Annotated in this window: 17 protein-coding genes; 14 read left to right on the top strand and 3 right to left on the bottom strand. The window is 49.6% G+C overall.

Annotated elements, in window-relative coordinates:
• Window positions 1-174 precede the first annotated feature (174 nt).
• The 4 genes from TH61_RS00330 (at window position 175) to TH61_RS00315 (ending at window position 2,345) form a co-directional block, all read left to right on the top strand.
• Entirely contained in the window at window positions 175-426 is a 252-nt protein-coding gene (locus tag TH61_RS00330) for a hypothetical protein (protein ID WP_066504370.1), read from the top strand.
• Window positions 427-634: 208 nt separating this feature from the next.
• Window positions 635-1,444 (top strand): metallophosphoesterase, encoded by an 810-nt coding sequence (locus TH61_RS00325; protein WP_066504360.1) that lies wholly within the window; start codon window positions 635-637, stop codon window positions 1,442-1,444.
• Between the two features lie 2 nt (window positions 1,445-1,446).
• Window positions 1,447-2,043: a hypothetical protein gene (locus tag TH61_RS00320; RefSeq protein WP_066504356.1), complete on the top strand. Its 597-nt coding sequence runs from the start codon at window positions 1,447-1,449 to the stop codon at window positions 2,041-2,043.
• 47 nt (window positions 2,044-2,090) lie between these two features.
• A complete protein-coding gene (locus TH61_RS00315; RefSeq protein ID WP_066504351.1) occupies window positions 2,091-2,345 on the top strand; it encodes a hypothetical protein in 255 nt (84 codons plus the stop codon).
• Between the two features lie 95 nt (window positions 2,346-2,440).
• On the opposite strand, the gene TH61_RS00310 is transcribed toward TH61_RS00315, so the two are convergent.
• Window positions 2,441-4,048, bottom strand: a complete 1,608-nt coding sequence (locus TH61_RS00310) for a catalase (RefSeq protein WP_066504346.1) — start codon at window positions 4,046-4,048, stop codon at window positions 2,441-2,443.
• Window positions 4,049-4,464: 416 nt separating this feature from the next.
• Window positions 4,465-5,802, bottom strand: coding sequence for an exonuclease SbcCD subunit D C-terminal domain-containing protein (locus tag TH61_RS00305; RefSeq protein WP_231862267.1), 1,338 nt, complete (start codon window positions 5,800-5,802; stop codon window positions 4,465-4,467).
• 193 nt (window positions 5,803-5,995) lie between these two features.
• Between TH61_RS00305 and TH61_RS00300 the strand changes: the two genes are divergently transcribed.
• The 10 genes from TH61_RS00300 (at window position 5,996) to TH61_RS00255 (ending at window position 20,606) form a co-directional block, all read left to right on the top strand.
• Complete coding sequence (locus TH61_RS00300) at window positions 5,996-7,549, top strand: amino acid permease (protein ID WP_066504337.1); 1,554 nt, start codon at window positions 5,996-5,998, stop codon at window positions 7,547-7,549.
• 207 nt (window positions 7,550-7,756) lie between these two features.
• A complete protein-coding gene (locus tag TH61_RS00295) occupies window positions 7,757-10,804 on the top strand; it encodes an amidohydrolase family protein (protein WP_066504336.1) in 3,048 nt (1,015 codons plus the stop codon).
• A 58-nt stretch (window positions 10,805-10,862) separates the two neighbouring features.
• Window positions 10,863-12,155, top strand: coding sequence for an amidohydrolase family protein (locus TH61_RS00290; protein WP_066512364.1), 1,293 nt, complete (start codon window positions 10,863-10,865; stop codon window positions 12,153-12,155).
• 462 nt (window positions 12,156-12,617) lie between these two features.
• Window positions 12,618-15,590 (top strand): PAS domain-containing sensor histidine kinase, encoded by a 2,973-nt coding sequence (locus TH61_RS00285; protein WP_066504332.1) that lies wholly within the window; start codon window positions 12,618-12,620, stop codon window positions 15,588-15,590.
• A 476-nt stretch (window positions 15,591-16,066) separates the two neighbouring features.
• The gene (locus tag TH61_RS00280; RefSeq protein ID WP_369796910.1) at window positions 16,067-16,528 is read left to right on the top strand and encodes an RNA polymerase sigma factor; all 462 of its coding nucleotides are present in this window, start codon (window positions 16,067-16,069) and stop codon (window positions 16,526-16,528) included.
• Window positions 16,506-17,906 carry a hypothetical protein gene (locus TH61_RS00275; protein ID WP_157600452.1) on the top strand — a complete coding sequence of 467 codons (1,401 nt, stop codon included), beginning with the start codon at window positions 16,506-16,508 and terminating at the stop codon, window positions 17,904-17,906. The genes TH61_RS00280 and TH61_RS00275 overlap by 23 nt, the downstream gene beginning before the upstream one ends.
• Before the next feature lie 194 nt (window positions 17,907-18,100).
• A complete protein-coding gene (locus TH61_RS00270) occupies window positions 18,101-18,640 on the top strand; it encodes a CHRD domain-containing protein (RefSeq protein WP_066504323.1) in 540 nt (179 codons plus the stop codon).
• Window positions 18,641-18,728: 88 nt separating this feature from the next.
• A complete protein-coding gene (locus TH61_RS00265; RefSeq protein WP_066504321.1) occupies window positions 18,729-19,127 on the top strand; it encodes a cytochrome c in 399 nt (132 codons plus the stop codon).
• A 4-nt stretch (window positions 19,128-19,131) separates the two neighbouring features.
• Window positions 19,132-19,716: a YceI family protein gene (locus tag TH61_RS00260; protein ID WP_066504318.1), complete on the top strand. Its 585-nt coding sequence runs from the start codon at window positions 19,132-19,134 to the stop codon at window positions 19,714-19,716.
• A 2-nt stretch (window positions 19,717-19,718) separates the two neighbouring features.
• The gene (locus TH61_RS00255; RefSeq protein ID WP_066504315.1) at window positions 19,719-20,606 is read left to right on the top strand and encodes a DUF5777 family beta-barrel protein; all 888 of its coding nucleotides are present in this window, start codon (window positions 19,719-19,721) and stop codon (window positions 20,604-20,606) included.
• Between the two features lie 139 nt (window positions 20,607-20,745).
• Here the strand turns inward: TH61_RS00255 and TH61_RS00250 are convergent, their stop codons facing one another.
• Complete coding sequence (locus tag TH61_RS00250) at window positions 20,746-21,948, bottom strand: PQQ-dependent sugar dehydrogenase (protein WP_231862266.1); 1,203 nt, start codon at window positions 21,946-21,948, stop codon at window positions 20,746-20,748.
• Window positions 21,949-22,061: the final 113 nt, after the last annotated feature.

Genomic DNA, 22,061 nt, shown 5'->3' with positions numbered 1-22,061 from the left:
GTTATATTGGATGGGATTAGCAATTAGGTTTACTAAAGGGTATCATGTAGTATGCATGAAGACAATTATTTAGGGTGTATTTTTGCAGTATCAAAAGGGAAGAAAATGATTGAAAATCACCTTTTGGCGAATGGCTTATAACCAATGTTTCGTTTAAAATCCCCATCCATAAAAATGCACTCCTATACCAACAGGTTACGCTATGACGTAGCGTGCTTGATCAGCGACCTAAAACACATTGAGACTTTCCAGTTACTGCGTAAACCACAGTTAGAACAGCATGGCTTAGAGCTGTTAGATGTAGTTGACATCATTCTGGAAGTAGAAAAGAAATACGGCGTAGAAATCACAGATGATCTGCCGGTCTTCACCATCCATGACTTCGCGCACATCATTGAGGTTCAGTCTCTGCGCCAAGCCAGCTAATCCAAAAGATATCCCTCGTTCAGTGCGCCATAGGGGAAAGTCAGAGAATACCTGTCTTTCTCTATATAGAAGTAAAATAATGCTCTAAATAGTCTAATGCTCAGTCCCTGGAGGAACCTCACATTCAATCAGGGACTTCGCCTTGCCAAAAGAAAAGAAACGGCTTTGCAGATTTCTTTCCGTTTGACGCCAACCCTGTGAACCTGCTATGAAACGCTTCCCCTTTTTAGTGCCTTTCCTTTTCCTGGTTTTCTCTTCCTGTGAAAGCCTCTTTGAGTACCACCCGCACCAGATCATCCTGGAGGACGATGAGAAAAACCTCACCACCGTCAATTTGCAGAAGCTCCAAGCCCAAACGCCAGAGGATACCCTCAAGCTCATTGTCATGGGAGACACCCAGCGTTTTTATGACGCTACCGTTGATTTTGTGCAGAAGGCCAACACGTTCCAGGACATTGATTTTGTGGTGCACCTGGGGGATATCTCAGACTTTGGCATGACGCAGGAGTTCCAGTGGGTGCATGACATCATGCAGGAGTTGAAATGGCCCTACCTTACCGTCATTGGTAATCATGATATGCTGGGCAACGGCCGCAAGCTCTACCGAAGAATGTACGGCGACCTCAACTATGCCTTCGTGTATGGCCATACCAAGTTTGTGTTTCTGGACACCAACGGCCGCGAAGACGGTTTTCAGGGCCGCGTCCCAGACCTGGACTGGCTTTCTCGCCAACTCAGCCCAATGGCCGGGGAGACCTGGCAACAGGCCGTGGTGATCTCCCACGCCCCGCCGTTTGACGGTGACTTTGACCCGCAGCTGGAACTGCCTTACCACCAGACCCTGGTACAAAGTCAGAAAGTACCCTTGAGCTTGCACGGCCACCGCCACGGCTGGGACACGGAGAAGAAGTATGACGGCGAGGTACTCTACCACGTGACCACCAGCGCCAAAGGCCGCGGCTTCACCTACCTCAAAATCTGGCAAGGTGGGTATAGCCTGGAAAGGATATCGTTTTAAGCATGAAACGTTCTTTACTTCTAGGCTTATTCTTATTCATTTTAATTACCGGATCAGCGCAGTCTTTGCCCGACAGCGTGCATGTGCTACCGTCTCCATATTACGCCAAAGCCCAGTTTGCCGGCGACATTGGCTTTGTCTCTGTGGGTATTGGCCGCGAGTCTATCAATAGGAAACTCAACACAGACCTGTCTGTAGGGTATCTGCCCGAGAGCATTGGCGGCGATGCCATCTTTACGATTGCCCTCAAGTCCACCATGCTACCCCTAAAACCCGCCCGCATCAAAACTTTGGACTGGTACTACTTTACTGCCGGAGCACAGCTGAGCTACACGTTTGGGGATGAGTATTTTGCCTGGGAAGGCTACCTGAGCAAATACCCAAACTCCTACTATCGGTTCTCCACAGCCTTGAGCGTGTACGTCTTTGCCGGCGGCCAGGTAGATTTCACCCGCGTACCCAAATTGCAGAAGTTTAGCGCGTATTATGAAGTGGGTGCACCCGGCGAGTACGTAATCTCTCACCTCCAGAATCCTAAGTATTTAAGCCTGAGCAAAATCTTCCATCTAGCCTTGGGTGTGAAAATGGCGTTGCGTTAGATGGCTGCACTTCGTATACAAGAAGCGTAGATCAGATTTTAAGTACCATGAAGAAAGACTTGCCATTGCTAGACGCGGTAGAAGATGCCTTGAACTCCCGCAAATCTGTGCGCATCCAGTACGTTACAGACATTCATGAATACCTCACCGTCACTGCCCTTATCAAAGACCTACACGAAGAGGAAGGTGGCTTGGTCCTGGAGCTGGCCACCGGCGAAAAGCTGAGGTTTGACCAGCTGGTGCGCGTGGGGCAAACCAGTTCTTCTAAATATGATGCCCGGGATTTTACGTGTGACTGTTAAACCCATTTTTGACCTGATTTCTGGAAAACAGCCTAAAAACAGAAAAGCCGCTCCCAGCAGGAGCGGCTTTTCTCAAACTCTATAAAACGCATTAACTAATAAGGTCTTGCGGAATGCGACACGTCTTTGGCCTCCTGCACGCCGGCCTCTGGAGAGGTGGCGCCAATAGGGCCTTTGTCTTCCGGAGACTTCTTGGTTTTGGCCAGGCCTTCGGCTACGCGTCTGCCGTAATCTGCGTCTGCCAGCGTGAAGTGCTCAATCATCTTATCTTGGATACGCTTATCAGCGGTAGCCAAGGTAGATACCAGGTTGCTGATTAATTCATCACGCTCCCAGTCTTCAAAGTTGCGGTAGGTGTCACCGGCCTGTTTAAAGTCATTGGTGCGGTCAATTTTGGCGCGCACCAAGTTGGCTTCATAACGCGGGGTGTAGTCCTTGCCAGCTTTAGGTGCTTCTTTCACACCCCCCAGGATAGACGGCTCATAGTTCACATGCGGATTCTGTCCTTGCTGAGTATCTACGTTAAAAGCCATCTGCCCGTCGCGCTGGTTGGTGGCCACGTGCGTTTTAGGTGCATTGATAGGCAGTTGCAAGTAGTTGGCGCCCACGCGGTACCGCTGGGTGTCTGAGTAGGAGAAGGTGCGTCCCTGCAACATCTTGTCATCAGAGAAGTCCAGACCGTCTACCAGCACCCCGGTACCAAAGGCCGCCTGTTCCACTTCTGCGAAGTAATTTTCAGGGTTACGGTTCAAGGTCATCTTGCCCACCGGCAGGAACGGGAATTGGTCTACCGGCCACAACTTAGTGTCATCCAATGGATCGAAGTCCAGTTCTGGGTGATCGTCGTCAGACATGATCTGCACGCACAGTTCCCACTCTGGGTAGTTGCCTTCTTTGATGGCTTCAAACAAGTCTTGCGTAGCGTGATTGAAGTTCTTGGCCTGGATGGCTTCAGCTTCTTTCTGGGTCAAATTTTTGATGCCCTGCAAGGGCTCCCAGTGGTATTTTACTAAAACCGCCTGGCCGTCGGCGTTCACCCACTTATAAGTATTCACCCCTGAGCCTTGCATCTGGCGGTAGTTGGCCGGAATGCCCCACGGAGAGAACAGGAACGTGGCCATGTGCGTGGACTCTGGCGTACTGGCGATGAAGTCAAAAATACGCTCGCCGCTCTGGATGTTGGTCACCGGGTCTGGCTTCTGCGAGTGGATCAAGTCCGGGAACTTCATGGCGTCCCGTATGAAGAAAATCTTCAGGTTATTGCCTACCAAGTCCCAGTTCCCGTCTTCGGTGTAGAACTTCACGGCAAAACCACGCGGGTCACGCAAGGTCTCTGGCGAATGGCCGCCGTGGCCTACCGTAGAGAAGCGTACAAACACCGGCGTCTGCTTTCCTTTCTCCTGAAACAAACGGGCACGGGTATATTTGGCAATTGGCTCATCACCCACTTTTCCGTAGGCGGTAAAGACGCCATGGGCCCCGGCGCCGCGGGCATGCACTACGCGCTCTGGCACGCGCTCCCGGTCAAAGTGCGAAATCTTTTCAATGAAGTGGTAGTTCTCCAGGGTGGCTGGTCCGCGGTTCCCGATGGTGCGCAGGTTCTGGTTGTCTGTTACCGGATGACCTTGACGCGTAGTGAGGGTAGGACGGCCTTCCTGGTCTTTGCCAGTCTGACCATTGGTCTTATTTTGGTCTTTTTCCATAGGATGAGTGGATGATAGTGATAGTTAATTAACGCTTAGGTAAGGTAGAGGTTCTGAGTATTTGTCACGTTTCCAGTTGCTTACCTCTAAATTCTCTTTCATAGTAAGCGCAGAAACAGCCTGGACCATGAAATTTGTCCTTATGATTTCATAAAGGTGTCCGCTTCTAGTTTATATATCAAATTGATAATTGTGATATCATTATAGCTTTAGGCTATAATGATATGAAAGAATTGTCCTTCAATAAAATAAAATTGGTTAGGGGTTAGACAGTTTAGAGGCAGTTAAACTACAGAAATGAGGAATGGGCTGCGCTTCTTTTAAACAGCAGATGGTTAAAAGCAGAAAGCCGTTTTTGGCATGTTTTCTAGAAAACATGCCAAAAACGGCTTTAGAAAAATAAGGAGAACTAAAAATTAAAGCAGGGCTTTGTCTGCGGCGGCAGTAACAGGCGCTAACGTATCTTCTGACTGCGGCATTAATTCTAACAGTTCATCAAAGGCAGAAACCAAGTCTTGGTACGTGTCCTGCTCCATGGCTTCTTCGCAGCGCTTCAAGAAGACGTCTTTCGGTTTCAGGTCCGCCAGGTCTTGCTCAGGCGCCACTTGTTGGTCCAGGCTTTGGCTGTCAATGGTGCGCAAGGGGCGGTGCATGAGCAGCTGGACCTGGTCTTGCAGCGCGAAGGCCTCGTGCAGGCGCGCGGTATGGTCATGCAGGTTGTGCTCGTATTGCAACTGCACCTCGGCCCAGGCAGGTAAGGCAGTGTCACCGTTGTCAAAAGCCAGGATTTTAGGGAATACTTCGTCAATGGTGCCTTTAAACCGGACCAGTTGGCGCCAGCAGGGAATGGGCAGTTCTTTGATGCTGGACAACTCGGCGCCTTCAAACTCCAAAATGACCACCTGCTTTTTGTCCGTGATCTCTGAGAAACTCAACGGAATGGGAGAACCGCTGTACCGGATGTGCGGCATCTTGTTCACAATTTGCGGCCGGTGCAAATGGCCTAGCGCTACATAGTCAAATTCTTGAGGGAACTGGTCGCCGCAGATCTGGCCTAAGTTGCCCACGTGGATTTCCTTCTCGCTGTCAGAGCCGCTTCCGCCGGCGGCAAACAGGTGGCCGGTAGCCAAGACCGGAATGCCTTGCTGCTTGAAATGCTGCACCAAAGGAACCAACTGGTTATAATGGTCGCAGATGCCTTGCTTCAGGCGGGCTTCGCGCTCCTCAGATGTCTCGCCGGGCACCGATAGGCGCACGTCTTTGTCCCGCAGGAACGGCACGGCACACACCACGGCTTTGGGCTGGTCGTCATCATCTGTCAAGACAATCACCTGGTCCTGGCAGTTGGCGGGCGCGCCGCCTACCACGTGCACCTTGTAATGGCGCAGGAGTTCGGCGGGGGCGTTGAGAGTAGAAACCGAGTCATGGTTGCCGCCAATGATGACCAGATCCCGGCAGCAGGTGTCTTTTATCTCACGCAAAAAATCATAGTAGAGCTTAAGCGCGGCGTTACTGGGAAAGCCGGTGTCAAAGATGTCGCCGGCAATGAGGAGCAGGTCTATCTTCTGGTCGCAGATGGTTTGGCAGAGCCAGGTCAAAAACGCCCGATGCTCTTCTAACCGCTCATGGTTGGCCAAGCGTTGTCCCAAATGCCAGTCTGCTGTGTGTAGTACCCGTATCATGCCGCTGCTGTCTTTCTCTGTGGTGTGCAAGAGCCCGAAGATACAAAAGCCTCCTGAATTATGAGTGGGCAATCGGCCTTGGAGTGAGCTTGCATTTTTGGCTTGTTTTCCAGAAACCAGGCAGAAAACGCGGGGAAAAATACGGATACAAATTCCCAAAAACCTACCTATCTGCGTTGGTTCTATTAAATTGTCCTTATATTAGCCTCTTCAATCCCCTTGATTAACTAACCAAACTAAACACTTCTTTAATTTTTAAGCTTTTATGGCAAACCAACTTTTCGCTAGGAAGTCAATTGACAAGCTTAGCGCAGACGCCTTTAGTGAGGGCGCCCACAGTCTAAAACGCACCTTAGGGCCAGTGAACTTGGTGGCTCTTGGCGTAGGGGCCATCATTGGGACGGGTATTTTTGTACTTACCGGAAGCGCGGCCGCTGAATACACCGGCCCTGCTATTGTATTAGCCTTTATTTTGGCAGGCTTGGGCTGTGCGTTTGCCGGTCTTTGCTACGCAGAATTTGCTTCCATGATTCCTATTGCCGGATCTGCCTACACCTACGGTTATGCTACGCTGGGTGAGTTTGTGGCTTGGATCATTGGCTGGGATTTGATTCTTGAGTACTTATTTGGTGCCGCTACCGTGGCCGTTGGTTGGTCTGGATACGTGGTATCCTTCTTGCGTGACTTTGGCGTGAACATTCCGCCGGAATGGTCAAATGCCATTGGTATTGAGATGGTATACGTTGCCAAAACCGGTGCCTGGACGCCTATCACTGAGCAGTTAACTTCTTCCTTAGCCGCCGAGGGCATTAACATTGCCACCTTGCCACAAGCTACAGGTATCTTTAACCTAGTGGCGGCCATTGCCATTGCCTTGGTAACCATCCTGTTGGTGATTGGTATGAGCGAGTCTGCCAAGTTTAACAACGTAGCTGTAATCATTAAAGTAGGCGTGGTGATCTTGTTCATCATGGCCGGTGCTAACTGGTTATTTGGTCACCCAGACGAGGCTGCCGCTAACTGGACGCCGTTCATCCCAGAAAACAAAGGTGGTTTTGGGGAGTATGGCTGGTCTGGTATTGTACGCGCCGCGGGAGTTATCTTCTTCGCCTACATTGGCTTTGACGCCGTTTCTACTACTGCCCAGGAAGCTAAAAATCCACAAAGAGACATGCCAATTGGTATCTTGGGTTCTTTGGTGATCTGTACCATCCTGTACATTCTAGTATCTGGTATCTTGACCGCCATGGTACACTACAGCCAGCTGAACGTAGCTGAGCCTATTGCCGTGGGTATTGAGAAAACTGGTTACAGATTCTTGCGTGACTTGATTAAGATTGGTGCCATTGCCGGTCTTTCTTCTGTAATGCTGGTGATGTTGATGTCACAGCCGCGTATCTTCTACACCATGTCTAAAGACGGTTTGCTGCCTCCAATCTTTGGTAGATTGCACCCACGTTTCAAGACGCCTCACGTGAGTACTATCTTAACGGGTACTATCTGCGCCATTGTAGCAGGTGCTTTCTCTGTAACAGAACTAGGTCACTTGGTATCTATTGGTACGTTGCTAGCCTTTGTGATTGTGTGTGCCGGTGTTTGGTACCTGCGCGTAAAAGAGCCAGACCGTCCACGTCCGTTCAGAACGCCTTTGGTGCCGTTGGTGCCAATCTTGGGTATTCTGGTATGTTTGGGTATGATGGCCGGTTTGCCAATTGAGACCTGGTACCGACTGTTAGGCTGGATGGCCATTGGTATTGCCATTTACTTCTTCTACGGTAAGAAACACAGCGTCATCCGTAAGGAAAACAACCTGGAATAACGCTTTCTGAAATAGTAAAAAGAAGCCCACCGCGTAACAGCAGGTGGGCTTCTTTGTTTTCAAGGTTTTCGTTTTTGGCTTCTTTTAAGGAAAATAGGTCAAAAACGCAGGAATCTTCACAGGTTTCCTTTTTTGCCCCTTCTATATTTAGTAGATTCCCTGCTACAATACATTCGCACCTAACCACATACTACACAAACTCTTCCCATGAAAAAAGTAATTCTCTCCGTGTTGGCGGTGGCGGCTTTGTCGCTGCAGAGCCGGGCACAGGAGACGTTTCCCCGCAATGGAGTGTATGATGAGCGCAGCGGTCTACGCGCCTTCACCAACGCTACCATTTATGTAGACTATCAAACCAGGCTTGAGAACGCCACGTTGGTCATCAAAGACGGCAAAGTAGCCGCCGTGGGTACCAAGGTAACCGTGCCGCAGGGCGCCTACGTGGTAGACATGAAAGGCAAGACCATCTACCCAGGTTTTGTGGATCCTTTCTCCAGCTACGGTTTACCAGCCATTACCCGCGCAGGCGGTGGTTTTAACAGCCCGCCGCAGGCAGAGTCCAAGAAAACCGGTGCCTACAACTGGAACCAGGCCATACGTCCAGAGACCAACGCCGCCGAACTATTTAAAGTAGATGACAAAGCCGCTGAGGAGTTGCGCAAGATGGGCTACGGCGCCGTCTTGACCATTCACCAGGATGGCGTGGCCCGTGGCACCGCGTCCTTGGTGTCTTTGGCCAACAAACGCGAAAACCAGGTGATTCTCCTGGATAGAGCCGCCGCTTCTCTTTCCTTGGACAAAGGCTCATCTACCCAAGAGTACCCTTCCTCTATCATGGGCTCCATTGCCTTGCTGCGCCAGACGTATCTGGATGCCCAATGGAATGCCAAGAACCCAGACAAGGAGCAGAATTTGTCCTTAAAAGCCTTCACCGACGCCAACAAACTTCCCCAGATTTTTGAAGTGTCTAACAAGTTGAACGCTGTGCGCGCCGACAAGGTGGGTGATGAGTTTGGTTACCAGTACATCTTTAAAGGCAACGGGGACGAGTACCAGATGCTTCCAGAGATTAAGGCGACCAAAGCCCCATTCATTGTGAGCCTGAACTTCCCGGATGCTTACAATGTAGAAGACCCCTATGAGGCCCGCCGTGTGAGCTTACCTGATTTAAAGCACTGGGAAATGGCGCCGGCCAACCCGGCCATGCTGGCCAAAGAAGGCGTGGTGATTGCTTTTACCTCATCAGACCTAAGAGACAAGTCAAAGTTCTTGCCTAACCTGCGCAAAGCCGTGCAGTATGGTTTGTCTGAGCAGGAGGCCTTGAAAGCGATTACCCTAACACCAGCTCAATTAGTAAAGGCAGACAAGTATGTAGGCAGTCTGCGCGAAGGCATGCAGGCCAATTTTGTCATAGCCTCGGCTAGCCTGTTTGACAACAGCGCTGTGCTCTTAGAAAACTATGTGCAAGGCGAGTCTTATAGAATCAATGAGACGCCAAGTGACTATAGAGGAGTCTATACTCTCAAGGTTGGTAACCAGCCGGAGCGCAAAATGATCATTGGCGGCTCCGCCGAAAAGCCAGATGTGAAGATCGTCGCGACAGATACTATCAAAGGCACTCTTTTCTTATCTGGTGACCAAGTAACGTTGGCATTTGCGCCTACCAAGAATGGCAAGGAAAGCATTAGACTAAGCGGCTGGAGCACTGGTAAAGGTTTTCAGGGCGAAGGACAGAATACAGATGCGCAATCCGTGAAATGGTCTGCGCAACTAGCGGAGGCTGCCACGGCTCAGGCCAAGAAAGAAGCTGCCGCAAAAGCCGCTGAGAAAATTGAGATGGGTGCCATGGTGTACCCGTTCGCAGATTTTGGACGTACGGCCATGCCAAGCTCTGAGGCTGTTTTAATTAAGAATGCTACCCTTTGGACCAATGAGAAAGAAGGCAAGCTGGAGAACGCAGACGTGTTGCTGAGAGGCGGCAAGATTGCGCAGGTGGGTAAAAACCTTTCGGCCAAGGATGCCAAAGTCATTGACGGTACCGGCAAGCACGTAACCCCAGGCATCATTGACGAGCACTCACACATTGCCCTGGACGGTGTGAACGAGGGTACGCAGTCTGTGACCTCAGAAGTGCGCATGAGTGATGTGGTAAACCATGAGCAGGTGAACATCTACCGTCAGTTGGCGGGCGGCGTGACTACTTCCCAGTTGTTGCATGGCTCGGCGAATCCTATTGGCGGCCAAAGCGCCATTATCAAATTGCGTTGGGGCCAGGCGCCGGAGAAATTGATGTTCCAGGGCGCTGACCAGTTCATCAAGTTTGCACTTGGCGAGAATGTGAAGCAGTCCAACCGCTCACCGGTCTACAACATCCGTTTCCCGCAAACCCGCATGGGCGTAGAGCAAGTGATGATTGACGCCTTTCAGCGCGCCAAGGAATATGAAAAGTCCTGGAACGCCTATAACAAACTATCCAAGTCGGCTCAGAAGAAAGCATCGGCCCCGCGCCGCGATTTAGAACTAGACGCCTTGGTAGAAATTCTGAACGACAAGCGCTTCATCACCTGCCACTCTTATGTGCAGTCTGAGATCAACATGATGATGAAGGTAGCGGACCAGATGGGCTTTAACGTGAACACCTTCACGCACATCCTGGAAGGCTATAAAGTAGCAGATAAGATGAAACAGCACGGCGCTGGCGCTTCTACCTTCTCTGACTGGTGGGCCTATAAAATGGAGGTGAAAGACGCCATCCCGTACAACGCTGCCATCATGCACAACGTGGGCGTGACCACAGCCATCAACTCAGATGACGCTGAGATGGCCCGCCGCTTGAACCAGGAGGCCGCCAAGACGATGAAATACGGTGGCGTGTCGGAAGAAGACGCGTTGAAAATGGTGACCTTGAACCCAGCCAAACTCCTGCACATTGACAGCAAGGTAGGCAGCTTGAAGCCCGGCAAGGACGCCGATGTGGTGTTATGGAACGAGCACCCCTTGTCTATCTACGCCCGTCCTGAGAAAACCTTTGTAGACGGCATCGCCTACTTTGATTTAGAGCAGGACAAGAACCTACAGGACAATCAAGAGAAAGAACGCCTGCGCATCATCCAGAAAATGCTGGCAGCCAAAGCCCGCGGCGAGAAAACCCAGGCTCCGGCTGCCGGTAGACGTGGCGCTCAGGTGTTGCATTGTGAGGATGTAGACAACAGTGCGCAAGAGACTTTGTATGAATCTGAATACCACAAAAACTAAGGAGGACCTACCCATGCATTTGAAAGAAACCTCTGTGGTATCCAATAAAAAAACCAACATGAAAAAGACAGCCTTGCTCTTTGCATCGCTCTTGATAGGCAGTACCGCCTGGGCGCAAGTGCCCGTGCCCGCCGTCAAGCAAAATAAAGCGACGGTGCTAACTGGTGCCACCCTGCACGTAGGCAATGGGCAGGTGATAGAAAAAGCCGCCATTGCCTTTGATAACGGGAAGATTACCTACGCCGGTCCAGCTTCAGGTTTCAATGCCGGAGCCACCGCCTATGACAAAGTAGATGTAGCGGGCAAGCACATCTACCCAGGCTTGATTCTGCCCAACTCCCAGATTGGCTTGACAGAGATAGAGTCGGTACGCGCTACGTTGGACCAGCAGGAAGTGGGCATCTTCAACCCGAACGTTCGCTCAGTGGTGGCCTATAACACGGATTCTGACATTACGCCCACCTTGCGCTCCAATGGCGTTTTGATGGCACAGGTGACGCCGGTGGGCGGCATGATCTCAGGATCTTCCTCAGTAGTGCAGTTAGACGCCTGGAACTGGGAAGACGCCTTGATCAAAGCCGATGGTGGGATTCATCTGAGATGGCCTGCCATGGTGCAGATGGGGGATACTTCGCCGCAGGCGGTGCAACGCAAACAGCAGCGTGATGCCGGTCTGCAGCAACTGACAGCGCTGCTCTCTGAAGCTTCTGTGTACAAAAACCAGAAGAATGACAAGCAGAACCTGCGCCTGACCTCTATGACTGGTTTGTTTGACGGTAGTAAGAAACTCTTCATCCATGCAGACTACGGCAAAGAGATTGTGGAGGCGGTACGCTTCGCGCAAAAGGCCGGGATCAAGAACATGGTCATAGTAGGCGGCGGAGACGCGTTGATGGTGGCTGACTTCTTAAAGGAAAACCAAATCCCGGTCATCTATTCAGGAGTGCACGCGCTGCCGGCCAGAGCCGGCGATGATGTGTACCTGCCCTACAAGATGCCAGGCTACTTGCAAAAGGCCGGGATCCTGTTCTGCCTGGACTACGACGCCAGCTTACACGGCACGCGTAACTTGCCGTTCATTGCCGGTACGGCCGTGGCTTTTGGTCTAGACAAAGAAGCTGCCTTGTCCTCTGTGACCTTGAACGCCGCCAAGATTCTGGGGGTAGACCAGCAAGTAGGTTCGCTGGAAGTAGGGAAAGACGCCACACTGGTGGTATCTGAAGGGGACTTACTGGACATGCGTACCAACAAAGTAAGCCACTCGTTCATCCAAGGCCGCAAGCTCAACCTCACAGACAAGCAACAATACTTGTATGAGAAGTTCAATAACAAATATGAGGTAGGTAAATAATCTACTTGCTTCTATTCTTCAAAGAGAGCTGCCCAAAAGGTAGCTCTCTTTTTTATGCCGTTTTTGGCCTGTTTTCTCAGAAACAGGCCAAAAACGGTTTATCGCTATTGAATAAAATTGCTCTCTTGTGATTCTCTTGAATTGAAAAATTCAAATACGCTGGATTGAAGACGTGCCTTTCTTTGGATAGAATCTGGGAAGTGGGAAGAAAGCTTAGATTTATGAATTATTAAAGAACTTAAATATTGACAAATTCCTTTTAAGGTAGAGGTTAGAGCAGTTGAAGTTGGATGATATTCTTATTTAGATAGAGTATTTGAAGTATTTATTCCTTAAGCTCGCAATTTAAATCCATTTAGATACTTGCTAGTGTAAAGGGTGTTAAATTTGCATAATAAGTGGCTTTGTCAGAGTGGTTTAACTTGTTCCCCTCCAAGCATAGCAATTCCTTAGGAAAAAAGAATGGGTAAGGTAGTAGTAGGATTTGAAGATACGATAGGGCAGCAGGAACCTCCTTCCTTGGTAGATTTGACATTAATGGGCTCTTTGGTAGAGTTTAGTCCAGAACCCATAATTCTGGCTGACACCAAAGGTGCCTTCTTGTATGTGAATGATGCCATGTGCCAACTGGTTGGCAGGGAAAAAGACACGCTTCTGCAAATTGGGCGGGAAGGCATCAGGGACTTAGATGACCCTAGGTGGTGGCTGTGTATTCAGGAGTGGGAGACATGCGGTTTTTCTAAAAGAGACTTGAACATGGTGCACCAAGACGGCTCTAAAATTGCGGTAGAGGTGCACGCCAGAGTCTTTACCGGAACAAATAAACAGCAGTTGGTAAGTGTGCACGTGCGGGATAAACGCGAGTTTTATGCCACCCAGCAAAAGTTAAGAGAGCGCTACTTTGCCACTGAGGACTCGCTCAAGGATTTACAACTGGTCCTTGACCACTCCGCTGACCTAATCTGCACCTTTGACCTGAACGGGAATTTCTTGCAGGTGAACAAGGCCTGTGAATCTATCCTAGGGTACAGCCCTGAGGAACTGATAAACCACCATTATACTGAGTTTATCTGTCAGGAAGACATTGAGATTACCCAGAAAGACACTGAGGCTGTCAGCCACCATAAAATAACCAACAATTTCAAGAACCGCTATTGTCGTAAAGACGGGAGCCTGGTTTATCTGTCATGGTCCTCCTCCTACTCAGAGGCAGCAGGAAGGGTGTATTGCATTGCAAGAGACATCACCGAAGTTACCCAGCTTAACCAAGTACAGCAGGAAAACGAAGAACGCTTGCAGGCCTTGCTGCACCAAGGGACAGACATGATTGCTATCCTTACCTTAGAAGGCAATTACACGTTTGTTAGCTCTAATAGCACCAAGATTCTAGGAATCGCGCCAGAAGATTTCATTGGTAAAAATGCCTTTGAATTTATTCACCCAGACTACCACCAAGATGTGATGGCCTGCCTGCAGAAGGTCTTGCAAGGGGAGATGGTAGATACTACCCCATTCTTGTACAAAGACGGTTATGGTGAGTGGCGGTGGTTAGAATCTCATGCCACCAACTGTGTCAACATGCCTTCCATTAACGGGATTATTGTAAACAGCAGAGATATCTCTGAGCGTCGTAAGGCAGAACTACAATTAGAAGAAAGCAACCAGCGCTACAAAGCCTTGTTTGACTATAACCCAGATGCCGTCTACTCCATGGATGCCTATGGGTATTATACGTCTGCCAATAAAGTGGCCCTTCAATTGTTTGGCTTGAGCCATGAGGAGTTACTCCAAAAGCATCTCTTTAATTTTGCCACGCCAGAAAACTTAGAGGTTACCAAAGCAGACTTTAAGAAGGTGTTGCGCGGGGAGTCCATCTCTTCAGAAGCGGCCATGAAAGGCGCTAACCAAGAGGACCTGTATTTCAGCTTCACAGAAATCCCAATTGTCATCAATGGTGAGGTGGTGGGCGTGCACGGCATCGCAAAGGACATCACCATTTCTAAGAAGCACCAGTTGTTGCAGGAGGCCACGGCCAAGCGCCTCAATAATATTCTGGAGAGCATCAAAGATGCCTTTTTCACCATTGACAAAGAGTGGCGCTTTACCTACATCAATTCAGAATTTGAAAGGGTCTTAAATGTGAAGGTCACTGATTGGATTGGCCAGGACATTAGGGCTATCTATAGTCCGACAGAGTATGGCGGATTCTATGAGTACTACCAACAAGTGTTTGATTCGGGTGAATCTGCTCACTTTGAGCTTTTCTCTCCTGGTTTGGCGCTCTGGCTAGATGTAAGTGTGTACCCCTCAGAAGAAGGTCTTTCCATTTACTTTAAAGAGATCACAGACCGTAAGAACGCTGAGGCTGAGTTGAAGAAGCTGTCTTGGGTGGCGAGTAAGACCGTGAACTCTGTGTACATCACAGATGACCAAGCCCGGGTGGAGTGGGTGAATGACGGTTTTACGCGCATTACAGGCTATACTCTGGAGGAAGTGATAGGCAAACGCCCTGGAGACCTTCTGGCAGGCCCCGAAACTGGCCCTAACACAGTGCGTGAGATCCGCAGTAAACTGCAGTTTGAAGAACCGTTTGTGCAGGAGGTGCAGAACAAAAACAAAGCGGGTGACCTGTATTGGTCCAAACTGGATGTCACGCCCATCTATGATGAAAGGACTGATAGCAAGAAATTCATTGTGATTGAGACCGTCATCACAGAGCAGAAAAAAGCCGAACAGGAGCGTATTCAATTGACAGAAGAACTCTTGCGCCGCAACCGGCACTTAGAGCAGTTCACCTACATAGTGTCGCATAACCTGCGGTCACCGGTGGCCAATATTCTAGGGCTTACGTCCTTGTTTAACTATGAGCAGGATTGCGAGACCCAGGGTGCCTTAATTGACGGACTCAAGAAAACCGCCCAAAGCCTGGACACCATCATTAGGGACTTAAATGACTTGTTGAGCTTGCAGGGAGAAGTGCAGGACGCCCGCGAGAAGATAAACCTTCGCGATCTGGTAGAACAGGTGTTGCAGATTTTACCCAACGCTACCAAACCGCTTGTGCAGATTGACTTGAACGGGATTGAAGAGATAAAATCTGCCCGAAGCTACGTGAGCAGCATTTTAACCAACTTGGTGTCCAATGCCGTTAAATACAAGTCGCCTGACCGTGCGCTCAGCATCAAGATAACCGCAGAGCAACAAGAGGACCTCATCTGCTTTACTGTAGCAGACAATGGGATGGGCATTAACATGGAGAAAGAGCGCAATAACCTGTTTGGCCTGTATAAACGCTTCCACTTTCATGTGGCCGGGAAAGGTCTTGGCCTGTATTTGGTCAAAACCCAAGCCGAAGCCCTAGGGGGATATGTCACCGTTGAAAGTGTGGTAGGGCAGGGATCAACCTTTAAAGTCTGCATTAAGAACTTGGCGTAGCTTTAGCGTAGTCAAACTTTATTTAGAAGCGGGAAGACAATTGTGTCTTCCCGCTTTTTTTGTGCCTAACTACTTCAAGAACCTTTTCTGACAATAGAGGATTGTTCTGGCTTGTCCCAAATTTGGCTATTTTATTAACTCAAGAATTTTCAGCCTGCCCGCCGCCCCCAGTTCTTTTGGATTTCGTAAAAATGATATCTTTCCTACGTGAAAGACAACTCATTGTCTCTACCCAAAGCCTTGCGCGGCAATTGAAAAGATAGCTCCAATCAAGGCGGCATCTGCATCTTTTAACTTTTTGAAAATATTTTTCTGAGGCGTGGCAACCCTTTTGTAATTCCTTCCGTGATGGGAGCGCTAATTCTGAAACAGTGAGCGAAACGGTAAGCAAGGAAATAGAAGCAGTTCTGCAAGGGTGCCTGGCTGACAACCGAGCGGCACAAAAAGAGCTATACAGGCTCTTCTATGGCTATGCTATGAGTATTTGCGTCCGGTATACCAAAGATGCAGAAGAAGCGAAAGAGGTCCTGAATGACGGTTTTATGAAAGTGTTCACCAGACTTAAGCAGTACGACGCTACCAAGCCTTTTAAAGGGTGGCTCCGCCGGATTATGATCAATACAGCGCTGGACAATTACCGCCATAACCTCAAACACTACCACGCCATAGACCTGGAGTCTGCGGCCCCCACCGCAGATTCTTATGACGTGCTGCAGCAGATCAACTATGAGTACCTCATTGGGTTGGTGCAACAGCTGTCGCCGGGCTATAGAACCGTGTTCAATATGTATGTGATAGACGGCTACACCCATGAAGAGATAGCCGAAATCCTGGGAATAACCGCAGGTGCCTCAAAGTCTAACTTGTTTAAGGCCAGAGCCAATTTACGGGAGATGTTAAAAAGAAATAGGGTAGATGAATACAAACAATATGTCTGACGAAGAACTAGATCAGCTGTTCCGAGAGTCGGCAGAAGGGTATGATACTCCCTTTAACCCGGCGGCCTGGGCAGACATGGATCAACGGCTAGATGCCCAACAGGCAGGCAACGGCAGAGGTGCGTGGTTTTACCCACTGTTGGGCCTGTTGCTGTTCTTGTGCCTGCTCAGCGTGCCTACCCTATTTAACCAACATCCAGAAGGCCCTACTACCATAGTGAGCGCCACAGAAACCTTGAAAAATAATCAGGTAAGCCATACTTCCTCACCAGCAAAACAAACCACAGCAGAGAAAAGAAAAACACAGCCAATAGAACCTTTAAGTAGTAAGCAACCAACAATTGCAACCGCAGAAAACCACAGTCAGGGGATGATTGAGCCCAACCGTTTTTCGCCTGATTTCCAGAAAACAAGCCAAAAACGACTTGGTGAGAAGAAGTTAATCCCAAGGCTAGCGCTAGTACCCAACAGAAACTCTAGAACCAATAAAACGCTTGGAACTAAGCCTGTTAAAGAAACCAAAACAGTGGCTATTAAAGCTTTAGCTACTGTAAATAAGCCAGAAGCCGTGTTTATCAAAGAAGAGGAAAACGCGGCAGGAGGGAAGGAAGAAGCTAGCGCCTCGGTTGTTCAGGAGCAAGAAAGCTTAATGCTGAAGAAAGATTCTGTAAGTGTGAAAGCTCCAGAAACCCTCTTGCCCGCTTCTGACATGGTACAGGACAGTTTACCTGAAAAGAAGAGCCTTGAGGGTAAGGAAAAGCATTTCTTGAAGCATGTACAAGTGGGCATAGCCCTGGCGCCAGATTTTACCACCGTGAAACTTAAAGGGGCAGACCGGATATCTCCCAACGCTGGAATTCTGGTGGCAGTGCCGCTGAGCAAACGGTTTAGTTTGGTAACCGGCGCCGTCTGGGCTAAGAAAATCTACTCTACTGCGCCAGAGTATTATACCGCACCGGCTGGGACCACCTTTGCTTATAAGAACGACATTGAGGCCGTCTGCCGTGTTATAGACATTCCAGTGAACCTCAACTACACCTTCTGGCAGAAAGGGAATAACAGCCTGGCCCTGCAGGCAGGTCTATCTAGCTATGTGATGCTGAACGAAAAATACACCTACCAATATACTGCCTCCTACGGCTCTGGAAACCCGCCAAAAACGTATACTAAGACATGGGAAGTGGACAATGAGAACCGCCACTGGTTCCAGGTCCAGAACCTATCTGTCAGTTACGCCCGAACGTTTGCCTCTGGCTTGTCACTGGGGGTGGAGCCTTTTGTGAAACTACCGCTGTCTGGCATTGGTGCAGGAAAGGTAAACCTCACAAGTGCCGGCGTCTTTTTCTCAACCAGTTATTCGTTTCACTTAAAACCTTAATAAAACCTTAATAAAACCTTTTCGCTCGCTGTTTTCCTCTCCCAAAAAATGGGAGATAGGCTCTTCGTTGCCCAAAAGTTGGGCCAGTAAATCAGTGAAAAGTAGATAAAAGGCTGTTATAGAATAAGATACAGTTGCTTTTGCTGATTAAAATTTGTCGTGTAATGCTTTTTTACAATTAACCATTTACAACTATGAAAACCTCAAAATATGTCTTCCATTTAGTCTTCAGTCTCATGATTGTAGGCGCCTTTTCCATCAACGCATGCAGCGATGACGATGACGACGATGATGATGACATGCCCCAACAAAACAAGGTAGAAATGCGGATGGCTACGCTTTCTGGTAGGCAGGAAGTTCCAGCCAATTCGTCTCCCGGAACTGGGACCATCACAGGCTCCTATAACAAGGACACTAACGTGCTGGACTACACCCTTACTTTTTCTGGATTGACCTCTGCTACTACCATGGCCCACTTCCACAAAGGGGCGGTAGGCGTTTCTGGTCCTCCGGTGGTGAACATCAGTGAGACGGCTTTCACCAGCCCTGTCACCAAACAGGCAGTCTTGACAGATGCGCAGGAAGCAGATTTGTTGGCGGGCCTTTGGTATGTAAACGTGCATACCACTACATACCCCGGCGGCGAGATACGGGCACAAATCACCATGGCTGGTGCAACCGCTACCACTGGCAGCGCCGGTTCTACTACCACGGGCACCACTACCGGATACTAGGTAGGTTTCAAAAAGAGTAAAAACGGGAGGGCGATCCAGCCTTCCCTACTCTTACATTTTTATATTCACCTTAACCCAAAAATACACTATGAAGACATCTACCCACCACCTATTTGTCCTGTTGTTGGCATTAGGCGCCAGCCTGGTGACGTCCTGCTCCAGTGACAGTGCCGAAGACCAAGACCCGCAACCCAACCCAGACCCGCAGGACCAACAATGCGTCACTACAGGAATTACCTACACCAACACCATCTTGAGTTTGATGAACGCCAATTGTAACAGCTGCCACAGCACAGCACTAGCCACAGATGGCGTGGTGCTAGATACGTACGCAGGCGTTAAAGCGCAGGCCAGCACCGGTAAGCTAATGGGCGTCATTACGCACGCACCTGGTTTTCCGCCAATGCCCAACGGCGGGGCCAAGCTCTCTGACTGCAACATAGCCAAAATCAAGAAATGGGTAGATGACGGTGCCCCTAACAACTAAGGCCATGACCCTATCAAGTAGTTTTTACAGAAGCGGATTGTTACTGGGCTTTTGTTTGCTCAGCAGCTTTGTCCCGCAAGCCCAAGGCAAGTTTTTCACCAAGACGGGCTACATCTCCTTTTACTCCAAAGCTCCTTTAGAAGACATTGAGGCCCATAACCGGCAAGTAGTATCCTTTTTGGATACAAGCACTGGTGACCTGGTTTTCTCAGTGCCCATGACGGCGTTCCAGTTTAAGAAGGCCTTGATGCAGGAGCACTTCAATGAAAACTATGTAGAGTCGCACAAGTACCCAAAAGCCACCTTCAAAGGCAAAATCCTCAATATAAAGGACATAGACTTCAGCCAGGACAGGCTGTATTCCTTGCAATTGGAAGGCATCCTAACCATTCACGGCGTTGCCAGGCTCCTCAGGACCAATGCCACGCTAGACGTCAAAGGCCAGCAGATGCAGGGCAGGGCTAATTTTTCTGTTACGCCGCAGGAGTTCAACATTGAGATACCTGCACTGGTCAAAGATAACATTGCCAAACGCATAGACATTAGTGTGCAGATGTTGTACAAACCCTACCAAGATAAAACGCTCTAATTATGGTAAAACGATATCTATTCCTGAGTTTTCTGTGGGCGGTAGTGGCTTGCCCGGCTTTCGCGCAAGATGATCTATGGAAGCTTGCCCAAAGCCAGGACAGCACCCAATCTGAGTTTACCAGTGCCACTTTTAAAGCGGTAAGACTGCTCAATGGCCACACCGTAGAAACCAACAAAGCAGGGGTGTTGCTCTTCTTGATTGCACACCGTTTTGGCACCCTAAACAGTGGAGCCTATGAGTTGTGGGGATTGGATCAGGCCACCATTCGGTTGGGTTTGGAATATGGCCTTAATGATAGGTTCACCGCGGGCGTTGGACGCAGTTCTCTGGAGAAGACCTATGATGGGTTCTTGAAATACAAGCTGCTGCGGCAGAAGGAGACGGGCATGCCGGTTACCGTCACGCTGTTCACCAGCACCGCCATCAAAACCCTGAAGTGGACTGAACCCAACGTAGAAGAACAATTCAAATACCGGTTAACCTACACGTTTCAGGCATTGTTAGCCCGTAAACTTACAGAGCGGGTATCGTTACAGCTGGCCCCCACCATGGTGCACAGAAACTTGGTACCCTTGGCACAAGACGAAAACAACGTGTATGCGATGGGCGCAGGCGGCCGGTTCAAAATCAACAAGCGCACTACCTTTAACGCAGAGTACTTTTACCTTTTGCCCGGCCAGACCGCTGACCAATTCAGGAATTGCCTTTCGTTAGGAGTAGACATTGAAACCGGCGGCCACGTCTTCCAATTAATGGCGACCAATGCCCAAGGCATGATTGAACAGTTTTTCATCCCTAGAAACCCCGGAAGCTGGAACAACGGAGACATCTACTTCGGCTTTAATATTTCCAGGGTCTTTCAGGTGAAGACTGCCAAAACAGAATAAGTGAATGTGGTGGATGGAAACAGCAAGAGCCTCTGTAGTAGAGGCTCTTGCTGTTTTGATAAGGTTGATGTTACAACTTGGTAAAGTCTGTTGAAACATCGTTTTTGGCCTGATTTCTGAAAATTAAGCCAAAAACGGTCTAGCGTTTAGGGGAGACTTTCCAGAGTTCGCCGTTGCTTTGGTCCGTGACAATGTAGAGCGCGCCGTCTGGTCCTTGTTTCACGTCACGCACGCGTTGGCCGCGGTCTGCCAGCAAATGCTCCTCGCCGGTGACCTTTCCATTTTCAATTTTAAGACGGATCAATCGCTTGTCTTTCATGTTGCCCACAAAGAGGTTGCCTTGCCACTCTGGGAAAGCAGAACCTGTATAGAACTGCGCGCCAGAAGGGGCGATCACAGGGTCCCAATAATATACCGGCGACTCATACCCTTCCTTGGCGGTCACGGCATTGGGAACGGGCTGGCCAGAATATTCCTCCCCGAAGGTTACCAGCGGCCAGCCGTAATTTTTACCTTTCTCAATCAGGTTCAGTTCATCACCGCCTTGCGGTCCCATCTCTACTATCCACAATTTGCCTTGCATGTCAAATGCAGATGACTGGACATTTCTATGGCCCACAGTCCATATTTCAGGCAAGGCGCCAGACTGGCCGATGAACGGATTACCGGGCGCGGGGGCACCATCTGGAGTGATGCGCAAAATCTTGCCCAAATGGCTGTTCATGTGCTGGGCTTGCGGACGGGTTTCTAGGCTGGAGCGTTCGCCCATGGTCACGTACAGCATACCTTCTGGCCCAAAGGCTAACCTGGACCCAAAGTGCATGGTGTTGTTATAGGTTGGTTTGGTGCTGAGAATGACTTTTACCTGGGTCAAGCTTTTGTTGTCTTGTGACAATACGCCGCGGGCCACGGCCGTTCCGTTGCCCCCGGAGCGCGGTTCAGAAAAGCTCCAGTAAATGGTTCTGTCTGTGGCAAACGTGGGGCTAAGCGCCACATCCAATAATCCTGCCTGGCCGCCGGCCACCACTTCTGGCAAACCCGTCAGAGGCTCGCCCATAGCACCTGTAGCAGATATCACCCTCATTCTGCCTGGTTTTTCTGTCACCAGTAGATTACCGTCTGGCAGGGGCTCAACCGCCCAAGGTTTGTCTAATCCTTTTGCCAATACCTCTACCTGATAGGCGCTGGTAGACGTCATGCCGCATGCCCTGGTCTGTCCGGCAAAGGTAGGTTTCTGGTCTGGCGCGTTGGGTTGGCGGGTCTCTAAGGGCGTGCACTCGCTAGTAACTGGGTCTGCCGTTATGGTCTTTTGGCTACAGGCACCCGTGGCGGTAAGTGCCAATAAGCAGGAGAGGAGGAGATTTTTTGATATCCTTGTTCCTGATGTTTTGTTAATTGATGCAAATACTTTTTTCATAGATAGGGAGAGTTGGTAGGGATAGAGTATGCCGTTGC

It is taken from the genome of Rufibacter sp. DG15C, assembly GCF_001577755.1.
GTDB lineage: Bacteria > Bacteroidota > Bacteroidia > Cytophagales > Hymenobacteraceae > Nibribacter.
This window is presented reverse-complemented; position numbering and strand designations above follow the sequence as displayed.